This window comes from Streptomyces sp. NPDC006691 (genome assembly GCF_042869955.1).
Taxonomy (GTDB): Bacteria; Actinomycetota; Actinomycetes; order Streptomycetales; family Streptomycetaceae; genus Streptomyces.
Window position 1 is genome coordinate 104,180 of the sequence record NZ_JBIAGW010000020.1, and the last position, 21,858, is coordinate 126,037.

At 73.3% G+C, this 21,858-nt stretch carries 20 protein-coding genes and 1 riboswitch; of the genes, 12 read left to right on the forward strand and 8 right to left on the reverse strand.

What is annotated here, in order from left to right; all coding sequences use genetic code 11:
- Positions 1–249: 249 nt before the first annotated feature.
- From ACFYNP_RS31940 to ACFYNP_RS31955, 4 genes are all read left to right on the forward strand, one after another.
- A complete protein-coding gene (locus ACFYNP_RS31940; protein ID WP_388415103.1) occupies positions 250–816 on the forward strand; it encodes a beta-class carbonic anhydrase in 567 nt (188 codons plus the stop codon).
- Between the two features lie 201 nt (positions 817–1,017).
- Positions 1,018–2,028 carry a MoxR family ATPase gene (locus ACFYNP_RS31945; RefSeq protein WP_100574596.1) on the forward strand — a complete coding sequence of 337 codons (1,011 nt, stop codon included), beginning with the start codon at positions 1,018–1,020 and terminating at the stop codon, positions 2,026–2,028.
- Positions 2,028–3,398, forward strand: coding sequence for a DUF58 domain-containing protein (locus ACFYNP_RS31950; RefSeq protein WP_388790415.1), 1,371 nt, complete (start codon positions 2,028–2,030; stop codon positions 3,396–3,398). Before ACFYNP_RS31945 ends, ACFYNP_RS31950 begins: the two co-directional genes overlap by 1 nt.
- The gene (locus tag ACFYNP_RS31955) at positions 3,395–5,830 is read left to right on the forward strand and encodes a DUF3488 and DUF4129 domain-containing transglutaminase family protein (RefSeq protein ID WP_388790417.1); all 2,436 of its coding nucleotides are present in this window, start codon (positions 3,395–3,397) and stop codon (positions 5,828–5,830) included. The genes ACFYNP_RS31950 and ACFYNP_RS31955 overlap by 4 nt, the downstream gene beginning before the upstream one ends.
- Positions 5,831–6,242: 412 nt before the next feature.
- On the opposite strand, the gene ACFYNP_RS31960 is transcribed toward ACFYNP_RS31955, so the two are convergent.
- The 3 genes from ACFYNP_RS31960 to ACFYNP_RS31970 all read right to left on the reverse strand — a co-directional run bounded on the left by ACFYNP_RS31960 (position 6,243) and on the right by ACFYNP_RS31970 (position 8,369).
- Positions 6,243–6,629: a DUF3040 domain-containing protein gene (locus ACFYNP_RS31960; RefSeq protein ID WP_100574598.1), complete on the reverse strand. Its 387-nt coding sequence runs from the start codon at positions 6,627–6,629 to the stop codon at positions 6,243–6,245.
- 276 nt (positions 6,630–6,905) lie between these two features.
- A complete protein-coding gene (locus tag ACFYNP_RS31965; protein WP_345255397.1) occupies positions 6,906–7,664 on the reverse strand; it encodes a methyltransferase in 759 nt (252 codons plus the stop codon).
- Positions 7,665–7,805: 141 nt separating this feature from the next.
- Positions 7,806–8,369: an SAV_6107 family HEPN domain-containing protein gene (locus ACFYNP_RS31970; protein ID WP_388415094.1), complete on the reverse strand. Its 564-nt coding sequence runs from the start codon at positions 8,367–8,369 to the stop codon at positions 7,806–7,808.
- A 214-nt stretch (positions 8,370–8,583) separates the two neighbouring features.
- On the opposite strand from ACFYNP_RS31970, the gene ACFYNP_RS31975 reads away from it, so the two are divergent.
- From ACFYNP_RS31975 to ACFYNP_RS31995, 5 genes are all read left to right on the forward strand, one after another.
- Positions 8,584–9,360: an ATP-binding cassette domain-containing protein gene (locus ACFYNP_RS31975; RefSeq protein ID WP_388415091.1), complete on the forward strand. Its 777-nt coding sequence runs from the start codon at positions 8,584–8,586 to the stop codon at positions 9,358–9,360.
- Entirely contained in the window at positions 9,332–11,416 is a 2,085-nt protein-coding gene (locus ACFYNP_RS31980; RefSeq protein ID WP_388790420.1) for a YhgE/Pip family protein, read from the forward strand. The genes ACFYNP_RS31975 and ACFYNP_RS31980 overlap by 29 nt, the downstream gene beginning before the upstream one ends.
- An 11-nt stretch (positions 11,417–11,427) precedes the next feature.
- Complete coding sequence (locus ACFYNP_RS31985) at positions 11,428–12,036, forward strand: TetR/AcrR family transcriptional regulator (protein ID WP_388415085.1); 609 nt, start codon at positions 11,428–11,430, stop codon at positions 12,034–12,036.
- A gap of 300 nt (positions 12,037–12,336) precedes the next feature.
- The gene (locus tag ACFYNP_RS31990) at positions 12,337–12,954 is read left to right on the forward strand and encodes a DUF4126 domain-containing protein (RefSeq protein WP_388790422.1); all 618 of its coding nucleotides are present in this window, start codon (positions 12,337–12,339) and stop codon (positions 12,952–12,954) included.
- Between the two features lie 31 nt (positions 12,955–12,985).
- Entirely contained in the window at positions 12,986–14,497 is a 1,512-nt protein-coding gene (locus ACFYNP_RS31995) for a phytoene desaturase family protein (protein ID WP_388790424.1), read from the forward strand.
- 24 nt (positions 14,498–14,521) lie between these two features.
- Here ACFYNP_RS31995 and ACFYNP_RS32000 read toward each other — a convergent pair whose 3' ends face one another.
- The 5 genes from ACFYNP_RS32000 to ACFYNP_RS32020 all read right to left on the reverse strand — a co-directional run bounded on the left by ACFYNP_RS32000 (position 14,522) and on the right by ACFYNP_RS32020 (position 19,349).
- The gene (locus tag ACFYNP_RS32000) at positions 14,522–15,382 is read right to left on the reverse strand and encodes a hypothetical protein (protein ID WP_388790426.1); all 861 of its coding nucleotides are present in this window, start codon (positions 15,380–15,382) and stop codon (positions 14,522–14,524) included.
- Positions 15,383–15,444: 62 nt separating this feature from the next.
- Positions 15,445–16,362 carry a methylenetetrahydrofolate reductase [NAD(P)H] gene (metF, locus tag ACFYNP_RS32005; RefSeq protein ID WP_388790428.1) on the reverse strand — a complete coding sequence of 306 codons (918 nt, stop codon included), beginning with the start codon at positions 16,360–16,362 and terminating at the stop codon, positions 15,445–15,447.
- A gap of 141 nt (positions 16,363–16,503) precedes the next feature.
- A complete protein-coding gene (gene thiE, locus ACFYNP_RS32010) occupies positions 16,504–17,160 on the reverse strand; it encodes a thiamine phosphate synthase (RefSeq protein ID WP_388415072.1) in 657 nt (218 codons plus the stop codon).
- A 105-nt stretch (positions 17,161–17,265) separates the two neighbouring features.
- Entirely contained in the window at positions 17,266–17,631 is a 366-nt protein-coding gene (locus tag ACFYNP_RS32015; protein ID WP_100574608.1) for an Rv2175c family DNA-binding protein, read from the reverse strand.
- A gap of 551 nt (positions 17,632–18,182) precedes the next feature.
- The gene (locus ACFYNP_RS32020; RefSeq protein ID WP_388790480.1) at positions 18,183–19,349 is read right to left on the reverse strand and encodes an NAD(P)/FAD-dependent oxidoreductase; all 1,167 of its coding nucleotides are present in this window, start codon (positions 19,347–19,349) and stop codon (positions 18,183–18,185) included.
- Positions 19,350–19,514: 165 nt separating this feature from the next.
- Positions 19,515–19,627: riboswitch (TPP riboswitch) on the forward strand.
- Here ACFYNP_RS32020 and thiO point away from each other — a divergent pair.
- From thiO to ACFYNP_RS32035, 3 genes are all read left to right on the forward strand, one after another.
- Complete coding sequence (thiO, locus tag ACFYNP_RS32025; RefSeq protein ID WP_388790431.1) at positions 19,625–20,806, forward strand: glycine oxidase ThiO; 1,182 nt, start codon at positions 19,625–19,627, stop codon at positions 20,804–20,806. It overlaps the preceding riboswitch by 3 nt.
- Positions 20,803–21,003 (forward strand): sulfur carrier protein ThiS, encoded by a 201-nt coding sequence (gene thiS, locus ACFYNP_RS32030; protein ID WP_388415065.1) that lies wholly within the window; start codon positions 20,803–20,805, stop codon positions 21,001–21,003. Before thiO ends, thiS begins: the two co-directional genes overlap by 4 nt.
- A 2-nt stretch (positions 21,004–21,005) precedes the next feature.
- Entirely contained in the window at positions 21,006–21,800 is a 795-nt protein-coding gene (locus tag ACFYNP_RS32035) for a thiazole synthase (protein WP_388790434.1), read from the forward strand.
- Positions 21,801–21,858: the final 58 nt, after the last annotated feature.

Genomic DNA, 21,858 nt, shown 5'->3' on the forward strand with positions numbered 1-21,858 from the left:
AGGTCGCGCTTCCCGGAAGCTGGGGTTCCGTCAAGGGGGAGACCATGGGTCACGCCTCCCGCTTCGCGCCACTTTAGTCCACTCGCCCTTCGGGTCAATCAACCCTCCAGCGCGCCGCCGGGCACTTTTTTCACCCGTTCGGGTGAGCCCCGCTCAGGCCTGTGGGTTAGCTCACAGGCGCCCGAGTTGACGGTCTTTTTCCACCCGCACGACGCGACCGGACGATCAGCGGCGGCTACCGTCGTATACATGTCGACTCCTGCGCACATACCCGCAGAGCCCCCCGCCTCCCGTCCGCACCTGACCGTGAGGAGCGGCGGCACGGTGACCGACCGCCTGGTGGAGGCGAACCGCCGGTACGCCGACGCCTTCCGCGATCCCGGCATGGACGCCCGTCCGGTGCTGCACGTGGCCGTGGTGGCCTGCATGGACGCCCGGCTCGACCTGCACGCGGCGCTCGGCCTCGAACTCGGCGACTGCCACACCATCCGCAACGCGGGCGGGGTGGTCACCGACGACGTGATCCGCTCGCTCACCATCAGCCAGCGCGCGCTCGGCACCACCAGCGTCATGCTGGTGCACCACACGGGCTGCGGCATGGAGACGCTCACCGAGGACTTCCGGCACACCCTGGAGGACGAGGTGGGCCAGCGCCCGGCCTGGGCCGTCGAGGCGTTCCGGGACGCCGACCAGGACGTACGGCAGTCGATGCAGCGGGTGCGGACCTCGCCGTTCCTGCCGCACACCGAGGACGTCCGCGGCTTCGTCTTCGACGTCACGACGGGTCTGCTGCGGGAGATCGATCCGGCCGGCTGACCACGACGGGAACGGAAATAGGGGGACAACTCACAATGAATCCCCCTCAGTTGTCCACAGGCGAGTGACACGACCTGGCAACGGCAACAAGAATGCGGATGTGACACCGGGTCGAACCGTTCGGCCGCGCTGTCCGTATTCCGGGGTGGGCCGGGCCGCTGGCAGTGCATCGGCCCGGATGAAAGGGCCGAGGAGGGCCGGGTGACGACCTATGACGATCGAGCGAGCCTCAGCGATCTGACCGCCACAGCGGAGCGAGTCCGCGGGTCGGTGGAAAGCGTGATCGAGGGCAAGCCCGAGGTCGTACGGCTTTCGCTGACCGTACTGCTCGCCGAAGGGCACCTCCTGATCGAGGACGTGCCGGGCGTGGGCAAGACCATGCTGGCCAAGACCCTGGCCAGGTCCATCGACTGCTCGGTGCGGCGCATCCAGTTCACGCCGGACCTGCTGCCCTCGGACATCACCGGGGTGTCGATCTACGACCAGCAGCGGCGGGACTTCGAGTTCAAGCCCGGCGCGATCTTCGCCCAGATCGTGATCGGCGACGAGATCAACCGCGCTTCGCCCAAGACCCAGTCCGCGCTCCTGGAGTCCATGGAGGAGCGGCAGGTCACCATCGACGGGCAGACCTACGAACTGCCCAGCCCCTTCATGGTCGTCGCCACCCAGAACCCGGTGGAGATGGAGGGCACCTACCCGCTGCCCGAAGCCCAGCGCGACCGCTTCATGGCCCGGGTGTCGATGGGCTACCCGACGCCGGAGGCCGAGCTCCAGATGCTCGACGTGCACGGCGCGGTCTCCCCGCTCGACGACCTCCAGCCGGTGGCGCACGCCCACGACATCGTCAAGCTGATCGACGCGGTCCGCGGGGTGCACGTCGCCGACGCGGTACGGCGCTACGCGGTGCAGCTGGTCGGCGCCACGCGCAACCACCCCGACCTCAGACTCGGCGCCTCGCCGCGTGCCACGCTCCATCTGCTGCGCGCGGCGAAGGCGTCCGCCGCCCTCAGCGGCCGGGACTACGCGCTGCCCGACGACGTGCAGGCCCTGGCCGTCGCCGTCCTCGCCCACCGGCTGCTGCCCACCGCACAGGCCCAGCTCAACCGGCGCACCGCCGAGCAGGTCGTCCTGGAGATCCTCCAGCGCACCCCCGTTCCGCAGGCCGGGAACCCGCTGTACGGCCAGCAGCCGCCCGGCGCCCGGCGGCTGTGATGGCGGCGGCCGGGGGTCTCCCCGCCGAATCCGCCGACGAGCAGGGCCGGGGCGGCCTCTGGGCCGCCCTGGCCGGCCTGACCACCCGCGGCCGGTCCTTCCTCGCGGCCGGCGTCGCAGCGGCGATCTGCGCCTTCGTCCTCGGCCAGGAGGACCTCCTGCGGGTCGGGCTGCTCCTCGCCGTGCTGCCCCTGGTCTGCACGGTGGTGCTCTACCGCACCCGCTACCGCGTCGCCGGCAGCCGCCGCCTCGATCCAGGCCGGGTCCCGGCCGGCTCCGAGGCCCGGGTCCACCTGCGGATCGACAACGTCTCGCGGCTGCACACCGGCCTGCTCATGCTCCAGGACCGGGTGCCGTACGTGCTCGGCCCGCGCCCCCGCTTCGTCCTGGACCGGGTCGAGGCGGGCGGCAGGCGCGAGGTGTCCTACCGGGTCCGCTCCGATCTGCGCGGGCGCTATCCGCTCGGCCCGCTCCAGCTGCGCCTCACCGATCCGTTCGGGATGTGCGAGCTGACCCGGGCCTTCAGCGCGTACGACACCCTGACCGTGATCCCGAGGACCGAGCCGCTGCCGCCGGTACGGCTCTCCGGCGAGGCCGCCGGATACGGCGACGGGCGGCACCGCTCGCTCGCCCTCGCCGGCGAGGACGACGTCATCCCGCGCGGCTACCGGCACGGCGACGACCTGCGCCGGGTGCACTGGCGCTCCACCGCGCGCTACGGCGAGCTGATGGTGCGCCGCGAGGAGCAGCCGCAGCGGGCCAGGTGCACGGTCCTGCTCGACACCCGGGACCTCGCGTACGCGGGCGCGGGCCCCGACTCGGCCTTCGAGTGGGCGGTGTCGGGGGCTGCCTCCGCCCTGACGCACATGCTGGAACGGGGCTTCTCCGTACGCCTGTTGACCGACACCGGCAGCTCGGTGCCCGGCGAGGGCGCGGGCGGGTTCGCCGGCTCCACCCAGGACTCCTCGGACTCGGCGGGCCTGATGATGGACACCCTCGCGGTCGTCGACCACTCCGACGGCGGCGGCCTCTCGCGCGCCCACGACGTGCTGCGCGGCGGCAACGAGGGGCTGCTCATCGGGTTCTTCGGCGACCTCGACGAGGAACAGGCCGCGGTCGCGGCGAAGATGCGGCGGCGCAGCGGGGCCGCGGTGGCCTTCGTGCTCGACAGCGTGCTGTGGACGCGGGGCGGCCCCGAACGCGGCCCGGTCGAGGAGCGGCTGCGGCTGCTGCGCGAGGCGGGCTGGACGGCACTCGCGGTGCGGCCCGGTGACGCGCTGCCCGACCTGTGGCGCCAGGCGGGCCGGGAACGTACGAACGCGGGGGCGGCGTCCGGTGGCGCGGCCGGCACGGCAGGGGGATGGTCATGAGCGGGCGCGGACGGCTGGCGCTGTGCGCCTATCTGGCCACGGTGATGGCGGCGTGCTCGATGCTGCCGCTGGTCGCCCCGGCGAGCTGGCTCCTCCAGGCCGCCTTCCTGCTCGCGATCCTGACCGGGGTCGGCGCGCTGGCCCGGCGGGTGCCGCTGGCCCGGCCGTTGACCGTGCTCGCCCAGGCCGTGGTGGCCCTTCTGCTGCTGACCCTGGTCTTCGCGCGCCACCAGGCGCTCGGCGGGGTGCTGCCGGGGCCCGACGCGTTCGTTCAGCTCAACTCGCTGCTCCAGCAGGGCGCGACGGACGTGGGGCAGTACGCGATACCGGCACCCGCGACCTCGGGCATCCGCCTGATGATGGTCGGCGGGGTGCTCGTCATCGGCCTCGCGGTGGACGCGCTCGCGGTGACGTTCCGCAGCGCGGCCCCGGCGGGACTGCCGCTGCTCGCGCTGTACTCGGTGGCCGCGGGGCTCTCCTCGGGGGGCGCGAGCTGGCTGTGGTTCGTGCTCGCCGCGGCCGGCTATCTGCTCCTTCTGCTCGCCGAGGGCCGCGACCGGCTCTCGCAGTGGGGGCGGGTCTTCGGCGGCTCGGCGCGGGCGCCCGGGCGGGCCCAGCAGGGCGTGTTCGAGCACTCGGCGCCGCTCGCGCCGGTGCGGACCGGACGGCGGATCGGGGCGCTGGCGCTCGGCATCGCGCTGGTGATCCCGGCGATGCTGCCGGCCCTGGACAGCGGGCTGCTCGGCACCGCCGGTACCGGCGGGGGCGGCGACGGCACGGGCGGGACCATCTCGGCGGTCAACCCCCTGGTGTCGCTCCAGAACAGCCTGAACCAGCCCGAGGACCGCGAGGTGATGCGGTACAACACCAACACCCAGGACACCAAGGAGATGTATCTGCGGATCGTCGCGCTCGACGAGTTCGACGGGGCGTCCTGGAAGTCCTCGGAGCGGCACATCAAGGACGTGCCCGATCCCCTGCCCCGGCCCGACGGGCTCAGCCCGGCGGTCGCCACCAGCGATGTCCAGACCAGCGTCTCGGCGGCCGGCTGGTACGCGCAGAGCTGGCTGCCGATGCCGTTCCCCGCGACCCGGGTGAACATCAAGGGCGACTGGCGGTTCGAGCCGGTCGGACGGACCCTGGTCGGCGACCGCAAGCAGACGACCCGGGGCGCGCAGTACACCGTCTCCAGCCTCCTGGTGCGGCCGACGGCGGCCCAGTTGGCGGACGCGCCGGCCCCGCCGGCGGCGCTCCTGAAGGAGTACACGCGCGTCCCCGACTCGCTCCCCTCCGTGGTGAGCGCCACCGCTCGGCAGGTCACCGGCGGCGCCGCGAACAGCTACGAGAAGGCCGTCAAGCTCCAGGACTGGTTCTCCATCAGCGGCGGCTTCAGCTACAACACCCACGTCCAGTCGGGCAGCGGCACCGAGGCGATCGCCAACTTCCTCAAGGAGAAGGAGGGCTTCTGCGTCCACTTCTCCTTCTCGATGGCCGCGATGGCCCGCACCCTGGGCATCCCCGCCCGGGTCGCGGTGGGCTTCACCCCCGGCACCCCTCGGCCGGACGGCACGATGTCGGTGGGCCTGCGCGACGCGCACGCCTGGCCCGAGCTGTACTTCGAGGGCGTGGGCTGGACCCGCTTCGAGCCGACGCCGACGCGGGGTTCGGCCCCCGACTACACCCGGCAGCAGACTCCGGTGGGCAGCCCGAGCAGCCCGGCCGAACCGTCGAAGCGCGCCTCGGCCGAGCCGTCGGCCGCGCCCTCCGCGAGCGACTCCTGCCCGCCCGCCGACCGGCGTCTGGGCGACTGCGGGCCCTCGGCCGCGGCGGGTGTCGCGGGGCCGACGGACCGCGGTCCCTCGGCCCCGGCCCTGATCGGTACGGTCCTGGGGGTGGCGGCGCTGCTCGTGCTGCCGCTGCTTCCGCTGCTGTGGCGCAGGCGGGTCCGGGCCCGGCGGCTCGGCTCCGGCGGACGCACCCCGGCGGACGCGGTGGCCCGTACGCTCGCCGCCTGGCGGGAGATCACCGACACCGCCTGGGACCACGGCATTGCGCCCGACGAGTCGCAGACGCCCCGCAAGGCGGCGGCACGAGTGGTCGCGCTGGGCCGCCTCGACGGCCCGGCGGCCGAGTCCGTCCACCGCGCGGCGAGCGCGGTGGAGCAGGTCCTGTACGCCCCCGAACCCCGGCCGACCCCCGGTCTGGTGGACGATGTGGCCCGCGTGACGGCCGGCCTGCACGCCGCGGCGGGCCGCCGCCAGGCCTGGCGGGCGATTTTCGTGCCCCGCTCAGCTGTCCGGGTGATCTGGGCGGTGTCGCTGCGCTGGACCCTGCTGAGGGAGGCGGTGACGACCCGCACGCGCATCCTGGCGGAGCGCCTGCGGCCTCGCCGCCGCGAGGTCCCCCCACCGGAGTCAGCACCTGGCACCTGACCCCTGGGGGCCGCCCCCCCGTTCGCGCCTGAACGGCGCTCGTCCTCAAACGCCGGACGGGCTGAAGATGCCCGCGCGGCCCACCACCGAGGCCTCGCCACAACGTGCACGAACCTCCGGCTCCGGGCCACCTACAGGGGCACGGGGCTGCGACACTCACGCGGCCCCGCCACAACAGGCGCGAACATCCGGCTCCGGGCCACCTACAGGGGCGCGGGGAACTGCGCGACCAGCCCCCACCGGGCCGCAGACAAGACTGGGACCGGGGCGAAGCCCAAGGGGACCGGGGCGAAGCCCAGGCGGATCGGGCGAAGCCCAAGGGGACCGGGGCGAAGCCCCAGCGGGAATGCCCCAGGGGCGGCCACCTCAAGAAGGTGACCGCCCCTGGGGTTCAGGTCAGAAAAGGGCGGGGCTAGCGCCCCTCATCGCGGCGCCGCTGCCACCGCTGCTCGATCCGGTCCATCATCGAGCGCCGCTGACGAGCCTGCCGCGGCGCGGCGGAACCACCGGAACGCACCTCACCGGGACGCGGCGCCTTGCGCCACCCGGTGACCGCGAGCACCGCACATCCGAGCATGACGAGGAACCCCACCACACTGATCCAGATCTGCTGCGCGACCATTCCTGCCATGAGGAGCGCGATACCCACCAGGAAGCCGGCGACCGCCTGGTAGACCCGTCGCCGGGTGTACGTACGCAGCCCGCTTCCCTCAAGCGCTGTCGCGAACTTGGGATCTTCGGCGTACAGCGCTCGCTCCATCTGCTCGAGCATGCGCTGCTCGTGCTCCGAGAGCGGCACGGAGTCCTCCTACTCGTCGGTCGCGGGGGGCGACCGGATGCGGCCCCTTCAGGATAGGCAGGGAATCGCCCCCGTGAAACCCGCCCTCTACGCCAAATCGCCAGCCGGGCCGCCACGGCGGCTCGGCTGTGGAGATTCAATTCCCCAAGAGCCGATCCGTCATGCCGGACGGTGTCCCCCGATCATACGGGGCGAAGCCGCCGATCGGGGGGCCTGTGGCGTACTCCATGCGGCACAGCGTCGCTGATCAGCCCGCCGGGGGCCGTCGGAGCGGAGTCAGCCGCGCTTCTCGCCCAGTACGTGCAGCTGGGTGGCGACGGCGTGGAAGGCGGGCAGCTCGGCCGCCGCGGCCTCCAGCTTCAGGAGCGCGTCCAGGGCGCCCGGCTCGGTGTCCACCAGGACACCGGGCACCAGGTCGGCGAAGACCCGGACGCCGTGCACCGCGCCGGCGGTGGCACCGGCGGCGCCGACGAGCTCGATGAGCTGCTCGGCGGTGAACCGGTGCGGCACCGGGTCGCCGTCGCCCCAGCGCCCCGCCGGGTCGGAGAGCGCGTGCCGGGCCTCGGTGAAGTGCCCGGCGAGCGCACGGGAGAGCACCGCGCCGCCGAGGCCCGCCGCGAGCAGGCTGAGCGCGCCTTCGGGCCGCAGCGCGTCCACCGCGTTGCGTACGCCTTCCGCCGGGTCCTCGACGTACTCCAGGACTCCGTGGCACAGCACCGCGTCGTAGCCGCCGCGCTCGACCACGTCGAAGAGGCCGAGCACATCGCCCTGGACGCCCTGCACCCGCTCGGCCGCCCCGGCCTCGGCGGCCCTGCGCTCCAGCGCGAACAGCGCGTTGGGGCTGGGGTCGACCACGGTGACCCGGTGGCCGAGCGCGGCGAGCGGGACCGCGAAGTTGCCGGAACCGCCGCCGGTGTCCAGGACGTCCAGGGCCTCGCGTCCGGTCACCTTGACCCGGCGGTCGAGCGCTTCCTTGAGAACCTCCCAGACCACGGCGGTACGAAGGGAGGCGCGGGGGCGCATGGGGTCCGACACGGCAGTTGACTCCTTGGCGCGGTGCCGCCGCGGACGCGGCGTGGGAAGGGTGAAGACCCGTCCACCCTATTGCCTCCCCGGCCCGCGCCGGATCAGCCGCGGGGCGCCGTGCCCGGCGGTGTCCGGGCCCCGCCGTCCCGGTCAGCCCACCCCCCGCTCCTCGCCCCGCTCCGCCTCCGGCTCGCGCGGCCTGGGCTGGGGCAGTACGGGCTGGAGGACGAGCAGTCGCTCGACCAGGCGCAGGAACATCGCCGCGTCGCGGAGCAGGTCGTCCGCGTCCCGGGTGGAGGCGGCGCCCTGGATGCCGGCTTCGGCGCGGGCCCGCCGGTCCGCCCCCGAGGCGAACAGGGCGCTCCACTCCGTCAGTTCGGGCGCTATCTCCGGCAGCACCTCCCAGGCGCTGCGGATGCGTTGGCGGCGCCGCGGGCCGGTCTCCGGCCGGCCGCGGGCGGCGAGTACGGCTGCCGCGGTGCGCAGCGCGGCCAGATGGGCCGTCGCGTACCGCTCGTTGGGGGCGTCGAGGGCGGCCGCCTCGTCCAGGCCGCCGCGGGCCTGGGCGAGCAGGTCGAGGGCGGCGGGCGGTGCGCCCTCGCGGCGCAGCACCGGGTGGACGTCGTTCGCGGGGCCTCCCGCCGGACCGTTCAGTGAGGGTGCAGGGCTGCTTGCGCGGCGCCGGGGTACAGCTGCTGCGTGGGAGCTGGCCATGACGAACCTCCTGTCGTCGTGTGACGGCACTGTGGCCGTATGTGTCCATCGTGACGGGCACCACTGACAATCTGCCCGGACTAGGCCCTGACCAGCCCCTTTGCCTCGCATGGGGGTTCGAGCTATCTTTTGTACTGACCAGTCAGTTCAATAGATGTCGGTTCGGCGAAGGGGCCGGGGTTCCGGTCCGGGGACGCGCAGAGCAGGGGGGAATGTGGACAGCCCGCACTCGGAAGTGACCGGCGCGGCGATCCGTGCCGAGGGCTTCGGACTCAAGGGGCCGCGCGGCTGGGCCTTCCGGGGGGTGTCCCTGGACGCCGCCCCCGGCTCGCTCGTCGCGGTCGCGGGCCCCTCCGGCTCCGGCCGGACGTGCCTGCTGCTCGCCCTCACCGGCCGCATGAAGCCCGCCGAGGGCTGGGCGCGGGTGGCCGACCACCAACTGCCCCGCAAGATGGCCGCCGTGCGGCGGATCAGCGCGCTCGGCCAGGTGCCCGGGGTCAGCGAGCTCGACCCCGCCTTCACCGTCGCCGAGCACCTGCGCGAGCGGGTCATGCTGCGGCGCCGCTACGACGGCTCGCTGCGGGCCCTGCTGCGCTCCCCCGCCCGGCGCCGGGCCGAGTCCCGCGCCCTGATCGACGAGGCGCTGGCCGGGGCGGGTCTCGACCCCGGCTCGCTGCCCAAGGGCGACCGCACCTCCGTACGCGATCTCGAACGCCTGGAGGCGCTGCGCCTGGGCGTGGCCCTCGCGCTGATCCAACGGCCACGGCTGCTGGCGGTCGACGACACCGACATGAAGCTGTCGGACGGCGAACGCAAGGCCGCCTGGGCGCTGCTGCGCTCGCTGGCGGACGCGGGCACCACGGTCCTCGCGGTGTGCAGCGAGGCACCCGCCGAGGCGGACATCACCGTGACGACGGAACCCGGCGCCGAGGACGGTGCCACGAACGAGGAGGGGGCGGCGGATGCGTTCGCCACGACTGGCAGCGCTTGAGCTGAAACGGTTCGGCAGGGGGAAGCTGCCGAGGGCGGCCCTGATCGCACTGCTTCTGCTGCCGCTGTTGTACGGCGCGCTCTACCTGTGCTCGTTCTGGGACCCCTACAGCCGTCTCGACCGCATACCCGTGGCGCTCGTCAACGACGACCAGGGGGCCGAGGCAGCCGGACAGAAGCTCCGGGTCGGCGACGAGCTCAGCAAGAAGCTGCTCGACAGCAAGACCTTCGAATGGCACGAGGTCAGTGACGCCGAGGCGCGCAAGGGCCTCGAAAAGGGCACGTACTACCTGTCGTTGACCATGCCCGCCGACTTCAGCAAGAGGATCGCGTCCAGCTCCGGCCAGGCCCCCGAGACGGGCGCGCTCCAGGTGCACACCAACGACGCGAACAACTACATCGTGGGGTCGATCTCGCGGACGGTGTTCGCCGAGGTGCGCGCCGCCGCCTCCACCAAGGCCTCGCGGTCCTTCCTCGACAAGATCTTCATCTCGTTCGGCGACCTCCACGACCAGACCGCGAAGGCCGCCAAGGGCGCGGGCGACCTCAAGGACGGCCTCGGCAAGGCCAAGGACGGCGCCAAGGAGCTGGCCGATCGCCTCCAGGACGCCAAGGACGGCAGTAGCAAGCTGGCCGACGGCATAGCCAAGCTCGACTCGGGCGCGGGCACTCTGGCCGGCGGCGCCCAGCAGGTCGCCGACGGCACCCAGCAGATCGCGGACAAGGTCAACGCGGCGGCCGGCCAGGCACGCCCGTACCTCAAGGACAACGGCAAGACGGTCGGCGACGCGGCGAAGCTCCTCGCGGACTCGATCCAGCCGGTGCGCGACCAGCTCACGCACATCATCGACCTGGCACCCGGCGCCGCGGCCGGCACCGCCAAGGCCTCCCAGGACCTGGACAGCCTCTACCAGCGGCTCTGTGGGGACACGTCCACCGAGGGGCAGGTCTGCCCGACGCTGAAGGAGGCCAAGAAGGCGATGGCCACCGGCGCGACCCTCACCGCGGACGTGAACAACCTCGTCAAGGACCAGGGGGGTGATTTCAAGAAGCTCGACAAGAGCCTCCAGGACCTCCAGACCAAGGCCCGGGACCTGGCCGCCAAGGCGCCGCATCTGTCCAGCGACCTGAACAAGCAGGTCGCCGACATCAACAAGCTCAACAAGGGCGCGCACGACGTCGCCAAGGGCGCGGCCGACATCCACACCGGCCTCGGCACGGCGAAGAAGGGCTCCACCGACCTCGACACGGGCGTCGGCAAGCTGGAGAAGGGCGCGGGCGACCTGGACGGCGGGATCGTGAAGCTCTCCGACGGCTCGGTGCAGCTGTCCAACGGCCTGCACGACGGCGTCGGGAAGATCCCGGACTACGACAAGCAGCAGCGCGACCAGCGCACCGAGGTGATGGCCGACCCGGTCAAGCTGGCCTCGCAGGCGATGCACAAGGCGCCCAACTACGGCACCGGCTTCGCCCCGTACTTCATCCCGCTCTCCCTGTGGGTGGGCGCGATGGTCGCGTACATGCTGATCCAGCCGCTCAACCGGCGTGCGCTCGCGGCCGGGGCCTCGGCCTGGCGGATCGCGTTCGCGGGCTGGCTGCCGGTGGCGGCCATCGGGCTCGCGCAGATCGCCGCGCTGATGTCGGTGCTGCACTTCGGGCTCGGCCTCGAAATGCAGCGCACGGCCGGGACGATGGGCTATCTGGCCCTCACCGCCTGCTGCTTCACGGCGATCGTGCAGTGGCTGAACGCCAAGTTCGGGGCGGCCGGACGCATCCTGGTGCTCGCCGTCCTGATGCTCCAGCTGACCTCGGCGGGCGGCACCTATCCCGTCCAGACCAGCCCGGGCTTCTTCAACGCCATCCACCCCTACCTGCCCATGAGTTACGTCGTGGACGGCCTGCGCAGGCTGATCACCGGCGGCGACCTGGGTGTGGTGTGGCAGGGCTGCGCGGTCCTGGCGGCCTTCACCGTGGGCGCCCTCGCGCTGACCGCGCTGTCCGCCCGGCAGAAGCAGGTGTGGTCGCTCGATCGGCTGCACCCCGAGCTGAGCCTGTGAGAATCGACGCCATGGAGAGCAGCAGCACCAGACGGCAGGCGACCCGGCAGAAGCTGTACGAGGCCGCCGTGACGCTCATCGCCGAGCAGGGCTTCTCGGCCACCACGGTCGACGAGATCGCCGAGCGGGCCGGGGTCGCCAAGGGCACGGTCTACTACAACTTCAAGAGCAAGACCGAGCTGTTCGAGGAGCTGCTGCGGCACGGCGTGGGTCTGCTGACCGCGTCCTTGCAGGCGGCCGCGGACGAGACCGACGAGCGCGGCGGCACCAAGGTCGAGGCCCTGGACGCGATGATCCGGGCCGGTCTGGACTTCATCCACCGCTACCCCGCCTTCACCCAGCTCTACGTGGCCGAGCTGTGGCGCACCAACCGCGCCTGGCAGTCCACTCTCCTGGTGGTGCGCCGCGAGGCGGTCGCCGTCGTGGAGAGGGTGCTGCGGGACGCGGTCGGCGCGGGCGAGCTGAGCGAGGAGATCGACATCCCGCTCACGGCCGCGGCCCTGGTCGGGATGGTCCTGGTGGCCGCCCTGGACTGGCAGGCCTTCCAGAGCGAACGCTCCCTCGACGACGTCCACGCGGCGCTCTCCAGGCTGCTGCACGGCCGGGTCAGCGGGCGCTAGCGGCAGGGCCGGAGACGACAGCACGCCGGGCCGGTGCGGCTCATTCCCCCATGAACCGCACCGGCCCGGCGCTTCCCCCGTACGTCCCCCCGTACCTCATCACGTCCGGGGAGCCGCGCCGGTTCCGCCACCCCGTGTCGGCGGTACCGGCGCCGCGCCCCTTCCGTGGCCTCCACCTTCCCGTCCCCGCAGGTGGGAGCCCATCCGCTCGGGTACTCATCTCACCTCCTGAGTACGGATACTCAGACGTCCGCGCCCAAGCTCATTCGGGGACGCCCCGAGCTGGCTAACATCGCGACCGTGTCCGTACTCCCCCTCGTGTTCACCAGCGGCTGGGCGAGCGGGGTCAACGCGTACGCGGTGGTCCTGCTGCTCGGCCTCTTCGGCGCCACCGGCCTCAGCGACCAGGTGCCCGCCGCCCTTGAGCGGCCCGACGTCCTGATCGCGGCCGGCGTGCTGTTCCTCTGCGAGGCGGTCGCCGACAAGATCCCGTACGTCGACTCGGTCTGGGACTCCGTGCACACGGTGATCCGGCCGATCGCGGGCGCGGTCGTCGGGGCGCTGCTCGCCGGGCAGAACGGATCGCTGCCGGACCTCGCGGCCGGGGCCGTGGGCGGTTCGACGGCGCTGCTGAGCCATCTCGTCAAGGCCGGGACGCGGATGGCGGTGAACACCTCGCCCGAGCCGTTCAGCAACATCGCGCTGAGCACGGCCGAGGACCTGGGAGTCGCCGGGATCATAAGCTTCGCGATCTTCCATCCGCTCGCGGCGGCCGTGATCGCGGGCACCCTGCTGCTCATCGGCCTCGTGACACTGGTCGTCCTGTGGCGGAAGATCCGCCGCTTCCGGCGGCGCAGGGCGCAGCGCCGGGAGGAGAAGCGGCTGGCGGCGGCGGGGGTTCCGCGCCCGCCGGAGTGAGGTGTCAGTGGCGGCGGATAAAGTCGCCGGCATGGCACGGATTGCGGTGATCGGCGCCGGTGTGGGCGCCATGGCGGCTGCTGCCCGGCTGGCCGTGGCAGGCCACCGGGTGACGGTGTACGAGCGCTCGTCGACGTACGGCGGCGCACTGGGACGGTTCGAGCGGGACGGTTTCGTGTTCGACACCGGCCCCGGTCTGCTGCGGCTGCCCGCCGTCTACCGCGACCTGTTCGTGAAGACCGGCAAGGAGCCGCTGGAGAGCGTCGTCGAGCTGGCCCCGGTCGACCCGGCCGCGCGCCACGTCTTCGCCGACGGCAGCGAGGTCACCCTGCCCAACGCCTCGCGCGCGGGCGTGATGTCCGCGCTGGACGACGCCTTGGGCGAGGGCGCGGGCGAGCGCTGGGGAGCCTTCCTGATCCGCGCCCGCGAGGCCTGGGACCGTACGCGCCGGCCCCTCCTGGAGGAGCCGCTGTGGCCCAACTGGGACGTGCTGGCCCGCGAGCCCTACCCCGCGCCCAAGCAGCGCAGGCTGCTTCGCGCGCCCCGGCAGGCGGCCACGCTCGGCGAGGTCGCCGCGTGGGAACTGGGCGGCGGCCGGCTCGGCGCGCTCCTGGAGGGCTACGCCCTGGAGTACGGCCTCGATCCGCGGACGGCCCCGGCCGCCGCGGCCGTGCTGCCGTACATGGAGCAGACCTTCGGCAGTTGGTATGTGCGCGGCGGCATGCGGGAGCTGGCGCGTGCGGTGCACGAGCGGTGTCTGGCCCGCAAGGTCGCGTTCGTCTTCGGCGCCGAGGTGCGGCGGGTCGTCGAGAAGGACGGCCGGGCCGCCGGGGTGGAGCTGGCCGACGGCACGGTGGCGGAGGCGGACCACGTGGTGTGCGGCGCCGATCCGCGCGGGCTCGAACGGATGCTGCCCGGACGGGAGTTGTGGCAGGCGGGCACGGTGCGTCCGGCCGCCGAGGTGCGGCCGGGCCGGTTCACGGTGCTGCTCGCGCTGCGCGGCGCCCGCCCGGCCGGCGCCGCGCACCGCACGGTGGTGCACTCGCCGGACGCCTCGGCCGAGGCCCGCGCGGCCCTCACGGGCCTGGGCATCGAGCCGCCCACGGTCACCGTGCTGCGCCCCGACGACCCGGCGGTGCGGCCCGACGACGACCACGAGGCGCTGACCCTGACGGCGACGGTCGCCCCGCACGGCCCGGTCGACTGGACGGACGAGACCCTGGTGCGGCGCCGCACCGACGAACTGATCGCGGCCGCCGAACGGGCGGTGCCCGATCTGCGTGAGCGCCTTCTCTGGCACGAGTCCCGCACCCCGGCGCACCTCGCGGAGGCCACCGGCGCCGAGGGCGGCTCGGTGCCCGCGCCCTCGCTGGCCGGGGCCGGGGCCGCGTTCCTGCACCCCTCCAACACCACCGCCCTGCCGGGGCTCCACCTCGCGGGCGGCTGGGCGCACCCGGGCGGCGGGCTCGCGCACACCGGCATGTCGGGCGCGCTCGTGGCCGGCCTGATCGTGGAGGGGGACGGCTTCCGGGGCTCGCAGTGAGCCCCGGCCCCGGGCGGGCAACGCTCAGTAGCGGTAGGGCTGTTGCTCCGGGTGCTGCGGCACGTCCGGGTGGTTCTGCTGGTCGTTCTGCCGGCTCGCGTGGTTCGGGTCGTACGGCGGCTGGGCCTGCTGCTGCTCGTAGGGCAGGTACTCGCCGTCGCGCTGCTGAGGCACCCAGACGCCACCGGGCGGGGTGTCCGTCCCGTACTGCGCGGCGAGCGGGTCGGGGTAGGACTGCTGGCCGCCGAAGCTGTCGTAGCCGGTGTAAGCGCCGTATGCCTGGCCGCCGTTGCCGATGTACGGGTCCGAGTAGGCGGCGTACTGCTGCTGCCCGGCGCCGGTCTCGTCGTACTGCGGGGCGTACGGATCGGCGTACGGCTGCTGCGGGTCGTACGCGCCGTACTGGGGCTGCGCCTCGGCCTGCTGGGCGGCGCCGTAGACGCCGTACTGGCCGGTGTCGTCGGGCATCGGCAGCGGCTCGTAGACCGAACCGGGGTGCGCCGCGAGGTCGTTGGCGTCCAGGGGGGCCGCCTCGGTGACCTCCTCGTACTGGAGGTCCGAGACCTCCAGGACCGGCTCCGCCTCGGGGGCGCCCCGGCGGCCCGCCCTGCGGCGGCGGCTCGCGCCGGGCCGGCCCCCGATCGCCCACCCGGTGGAGAAGCCCTTGCGGAAGGACAGGGTCACGTAAGCCTGCCCGACGGCGAAGGCGATCGCGCCCAGGATGATCACGAAGACGGACGGGACGAGGACGCCGACGACCACGCCGAGGAAGCCGGTGAAGGCGAGCAGCCGCCAGCGCAGTCGCGCCTTGTACTGCAACAGCACCTCGCCGAGCAGCCACAGCGCGACGATTCCGAACGCGATGTAGAGGACCGTCCAGCCCATGTACGCCCCTCATTCTCCTGCCCCGGGTACAGCTGTCCCCTGACCCGGGTACCGGTTTCCGGCTACGCCTGCTGGTGCAGGCCGAGATTCTCGTAGATTTCGAGCGTCGCCGTGGAGTTGTTGAGGGTAATGAAGTGCAACCCGGGAACGCCATCGGCGAGCAGCCGCGAGCAGAACTCGGTGGCGAACTCGATGCCCATGGAGCGTACAGCGGCCGGGTCGTCCTTGACCGCAAGCATCCGGTCCCGGAGGTCCGCCGGGAAGACCGCGTTGCTGAGCTGGGGCAGTCGCTCCAGCTGCTTCACGCTGGTCACGGGCATGACCTCGGGGATGATCGGGGTCTCGCAGCCGGCCGCCGCGACCCGGTCGCGCAGCCGGGAATAGTTCTCGGGCTCGAAGAACATCTGCGTGATGGCGTAGTCGGCACCGGCCCGGCATTTGTCCACGAAGTTACGGATGTCGGAATCCCAGTCCGTGGAGCGGGGGTGCATCTCGGGGAAGGCCGCGACGCCGACGCAGAAGTCGCCCGACTCCCGGATCAGCGAGACCAGTTCGGCCGCGTACGTCACGCCCTCGGGGTGCTTGACCCACTCGCCCATCGGGTCGCCCTTCGGGTCGCCGCGCACCGCGAGGATGTTGCGGATCCCGGCGTCGGCGTACTGCCCGACCGTGTGGCGCAGCTCGGCGACCGAGTGTCCGACGGCGGTGAGGTGGGCGACCGGCGTGAGGGTGGTGTCCTCGGTGATCTGCTGGGTGGCCTCGACGGTTCCGCTGCGGGTGGTGCCGCCGGCGCCGTACGTGACGGAGACGAAGTCGGGGGCTACCGCCTCGACCCGACGCAACGCGTTCCAGAGGTTCCGCTCGCCCTTCTCCGTCTTGGGCGCGTAGAACTCGAAGGAATACGTGGTCTCGCCGGTCGCGAGCATGTCGCGCACGGTGCGTGCGCGATCAGTCCTGGTGGAAGCAGTGCCTAGGGCCATACTGGCAGGTTAGCCACGGGGGCCCGGCACCCCAACCACGCGCGGGCGAATTGTCTCAATTGCCGGACTTCTGTCCACCCCTCGGACGGCGGGCCTCCCGGCGGCCCCCCAGTGGCCCCCCGGCGGTCGCCCGCAGGCCACTCAGCGGGCGCCGAGGCGCTCCCGGACGCGCTTGGCCAGGTCGGCGGCGGCCGCGGCCGGGTCGTCGGCCTCGGTGATCGCCCGCACCACGACGACCCGGTCCGCGCCCGCGTCCAGGACCTCGTCCAGGTTGGCCGCGTCGATCCCGCCGATCGCGAACCAGGGCCGGTCCGGCGCGAGCGAGGCGGTGTGACGCACCAGGTCGAGGCCCGGCGCGTGGCGGCCGGGCTTGGTGGGGGTGGGCCAGCAGGGGCCGGTGCAGAAGTAGTCCACGCCGGGCTCGACGGCGGCCGCGGCGGCCTCCGCCCCGGCGTGCGTGGAGCGGCCGATCAGGACGCCTTCGCCCAGGATCGCGCGGGCGGCGGGCACCGGCAGGTCTCCCTGGCCCAGGTGCAGCACATCGGCGCCGATGGCGTGCGCCACGTCGGCGCGGTCGTTGACCGCGAGCAGCTTGCCGTGCCGGCGGCAGGCATCGGCCAGGACGGCCAGGTGTTCCAGTTCCTCGGCGGCCTCCATGCCCTTGTCGCGCAGCTGCACGATGTCCACGCCGGAGGCCAGGACGGCGTCCAGGAAGGCGGGCAGATCGCCCTGGCGCTTGCGCGCGTCGGTGCACAGGTAGAGCCGGGCGTCGGCGAGCTGCTCACGGGCCGTGGGCATGGAAGGTCCCCCGTTGTGTTCGTCTTCGGCCGGGCCGCGCGGTGTACGGCCGGGTGGACCGGACCGTACACCGCGCGGCTCGCGGCACTGTCGGGTGGGCTCGGCTCAGAGAGCGAGCGCCTGGGCGCGGCGCTTCACCTCCGTGCCGCGATTCTCGCTGAGGGCCTCGGCGGGGGTGCCGGGGAGCGTCGGGTCCGGAGTGAACAGCCACTCCAGCATCTCCTCGTCGGAGAAGCCGTCGTCCCTCAGCAGCGTCAGCGTCCCGGTCAGGCCCTTCACCACCTTGTCGGTGTCGATGAAGGCGGCGGGCACCTGGAGCGCCCTGTTCTCACCGCGGCGCACGGCGATGAGCTGGCCCTCCTTGACCAGCTGCCGTACGCGCGTCACCTCCACGTCCAGCATCTCCGCGATGTCGGGGAGGTGGAGCCAGGCGGGGACGAGAGCATCAATCTTTGCGTCAATCTCGGTCACGGTCCAAGCGTGCCACCTCGCACGGGCACTCGGTACCGGGGTGACCCCTCGGGGGCTGTGCCCCCGTGCCCCTTCCTGGGGGCGGCGCCCCCAGGCCCCCTTCCGGGGCTGTGCCCCGGGCCCCCTCCGGGGCTGTGCCCCCGAGCTCCATTCCGGGGGCGCTGCCCCCGGGCCCCCGCTCCTCAAGCGCCGGAGGGGCTTCATTCGGTTCGGCCGCGGGCCCGGACTCGGCTGCGGGTCCGTGCGGGGTTGCTCGCGCCGTTCCCCGCGCCCCTGACCCCCTTTCGGCCGCGGACCGTGCTCGCTTCTCGCGCCGTTCCCCGCGCCCCTGTAGGTGGCCCCGAGCCCCATGGCGGAACCACGGTCACGCCGGGCCGCGGGCCCGGACTCGGCTGCGGGTACGTGCGGGTTGCTCGCGCCGTTCCCCGCGCCCCTGTAGGTGGCCCCGAGCCCCATGGCGGAACCACGGACACGCCGGGCCGCGCCCCTGTAGGTGGCCCCGAGCCCCATGGCGGAGCCCGGAGTCGCCGTGGGGCGGGCGGGGGTTCTCGTTACGGCAGCGTTGCCGACTTCAGCGGGATGGACGGGTCGGCCGTCTTCGACGGGTCCATCCGGGCGCCCGCGTCGATCAGCTTGCGGCCCTGGGCCAGGTCTCGGGGGCGGCCCACCGCGAGGAGTGCCACCAGGGCACCGTTCCTGAGCCAGCAGACGGACCAGGGCGTCGAGGACGGGTCGCCGCGGTGGATCAGTTCGTCCGTGTCGGTGTGGTGGCCCGCGTACTGGACGAAGCGGCCGAACTGCTCCGACCAGAAGTACGGGACCGGGTCGTAGTCGGTGGGGGCCTCGCCCACGATGTCGGCGGCGACCGTGCGCGGGCCCTGGAGCGCGTTGTCCCAGTGGTGGACCAGGAGGCGCTCGCCGAAGCGGGCCGAGGGGAACGAGGCGCAGTCGCCGACCGCGTACACATCGGGCAGCGAGGTGCGCAGGCGGGCGTCCGCGGTGATCGCGCCCTCGGGGCCGAGCGCGATGTCCGAGCCGGTCAGCCAGCCGGTCGCGGGGCGGGCACCGATGCCGATGACCACCGCGTCGGCCGGCAGCCGGCGCCCGTCGGCGAGCAGCACCTCGCCCGGCACGACCGCCTCGACCCGGGCGCCGGTGAGCAGTTCGGCGCCGGACTCGGCGTACCAGCCGGTCATCGGGGCGGCGACCGCCGCGGGGAGCACCTCGGCCAGCGGGCGATCGGCGGCCTCCACGACGGTGACCTCGCAGCCCGCGTCCCGCGCGGCCGTCGCGAACTCCGCGCCGATCCACCCGGCGCCCACCACCACGATCCGGTGCCGCTGGTCGAGGACCGGGCGCAGCCGGCGCGCGTCGTCGAGGGTGCGCAGGAGGTGGACGCCGGGCACCCCCTGGCTGCCGGGCAGGGTGAGCGGTTCGGCGCCGGTGGCGATGACGAGGGTGTCGTACGCCACCTCGCCCGCCTCGGTCACCACGCGGTGCTCGCCGGGGCGCACCCCGGTGACTTCGAGGCCCAGGCGGAGATCGACGCCGAGTGCCTCGAAGTCCACCTCGAAGGCCGAGCCCTCGGCCTTGCCGAGCAGGACGGCCTTGGACAGCGGGGGCCGGTCGTAGGGCTGGTGGGGCTCGGCGCCGATGAGGGTGATGGCTCCGGTGAAGCCCTGTTCGCGCAGGGCCACCGCGGTCTGTACGCCGGCCATGCCCGCGCCGACGACGACCACGTGCCGCGCTTCGGATTGCGTCTGCTGTTCGCTCACCCGATCACCATAAGCAGCTGACTATTTGTCAGGTAAGGGGCCGGGCCGGGGCGGGCGCCCGGACGCTCCCTTACTGCGCGCTGGGGGCTCGGGCTATGGTGGCAGGCGTAAAGCACTCGCGGGAGCCCGGACGCACCGGGCTGAGAGGGAGGCTGGGCGGCCTCCGACCGTACGAACCTGATCCGGGTCATGCCGGCGAAGGGAGGGGCTGGACGCCCATGCGTTCTTCACAGCGAGGGCCCGGGAACGGGTCCGACGTCCTCGTGGTCGGGGGCGGCATCATCGGGCTCGTCACGGCGTGGCGGGCCGCCCAGCGCGGAATGAGCGTCGCGCTGGTCGATCCGGAGCCGGGCGGCGGGGCCGCCCAGGTCGCGGCCGGGATGCTCGCCGCCGTCACCGAACTCCACTACGGCGAGCAGACGCTGCTCGCCCTGAACGTCGAGTCCGCCCGGCGCTATCCGGCCTTCACGGCCGAGCTCAGCGAGGTCACGGGCCTCGACACCGGCTACCGCGCCTGCGGCACCCTGGCCGTGGCGCTCGACTCCGACGACCGCGCCCACCTGCGCGAGCTGCACGCCCTCCAGGCCCGCTGCGGCCTGGAGTCGGAGTGGCTGTCCGGGCGCGACTGCCGGCGTCTGGAGCCCATGCTCGCGCCCGGGGTGCGCGGCGGGCTCCGCGTGGACGGCGACCACCAGGTCGACCCGCGCCGACTGGCCAAGGCCCTGGTCGCCGCCTGTACGGGGGCCGGGGTGCGCTTCGAGCGCGGCTGGGCCGAGCGGCTCTCGGTGGTACGTGAGCGGGCGGCGGGAGTCGTCCTCGCGGACGGCACCGAGCTCGCGGCCGGCCAGGTGGTGCTCGCCGCGGGCAGCCTCAGCGGTCGTCTCGCGGGCCTACCGGACGAACTCCTTCCGCCGGTGCGCCCGGTGAAGGGCCAGGTCCTGCGCCTGACCGTGCCGCCCGCCTACGCGCCGTTCCTGTCCCGGACCGTGCGGGCGGTGGTGCGGGGCAGCGACGTGTACCTCGTACCGCGCGAGAACGGCGAGCTGGTCGTCGGCGCCACCAGCGAGGAACTCGGCTGGGACACCACGGTCACCGCGGGCGGGGTCTACCAACTCCTGCGCGACGCCCATGAGTTGGTGCCCGGGATCACGGAGTTGCCGCTCACCGAGACCCGGGCCGGGCTTCGTCCCGCCTCCCCCGACAACGCGCCGCTGCTCGGCCCGACCGCGCTGCCCGGGCTGCTGCTCGCCACCGGGCACTACCGCAACGGGGTGCTGCTCACGGCGGTCACCGGCGATGTCATGGCCCATGCCCTGACCACCGGTGAACTGCCCGACGAGGCACGCCCGTTCACCCCTCGACGCTTCACCTCCGCACCTCGGGAGCTGACGACCGCATGACCATCTCCGTCAACGGCGAGCCCCGCGCGCTCGTCCCCGGGACCACCCTCGACGTCCTCGTCGCCGCCCTCACCCCCTCGCGCTCCGGGGTCGCCGCCGCCGTCAACGAGACGGTCGTGCCGCGCGGCGCCTGGCCGACGACCACGCTCGACGAGGGCGACCGCGTCGAGGTCCTCACCGCCGTGCAGGGGGGCTGACCATGGCCGACGACCTGCTGTCCATCGCCGACACCACCTTCGAATCCCGCCTGATCATGGGCACCGGCGGGGCGCCGAGCCTCGACGTCCTGGAACGCGCCCTCGCGGTCTCCGGCACCGAGTTCACCACCGTCGCGATGCGCCGCCTCGACCCGAGCGTGCAGGGCTCGGTGCTCTCCGTCCTGGACCGGCTCGGCATCCGGGTGCTGCCCAACACCGCGGGCTGCTTCACCGCGGGCGAGGCCGTGCTCACCGCGCGCCTGGCCCGCGAGGCGCTGGGTACGCACTGGGTGAAGCTGGAGGTCGTCGCGGACGAGCGCACCCTGCTGCCCGACCCGATCGAACTCCTCGACGCCGCCGAGGTGTTGGTGGACGACGGGTTCACCGTGCTGCCGTACACCAACGACGACCCGGTCCTCGCACGCAAGCTGGAGGACGTCGGCTGCGCGGCGATCATGCCGCTCGGCTCCCCCATCGGCTCGGGCCTCGGCATCCGCAACCCGCACAACTTCGAGCTGATCGTGGACCGGGCGAACGTCCCGGTGATCCTCGACGCGGGCGCCGGCACCGCGTCCGACGTGGCACTCGCGATGGAACTCGGCTGCGCCGCGGTGATGCTGGCCTCGGCGGTGACCCGGGCCCAGGAGCCGGTCCTGATGGCCGAGGCGATGCGGCACGCGGTGGAGGCGGGCCGGCTCGCCCATCGCGCGGGCCGCATCCCGCGCCGGCACTTCGCCGAGGCGTCCTCGACGATGGCGGGCCGGGCCGCGCTCGACCCGGAGCGGCCCGCGTTCTAGTCCCGAGCAGGTCCGGCTCCGGGCCCGCGCGGCCCGCCTTCCGGCTCGATCCGCGTCA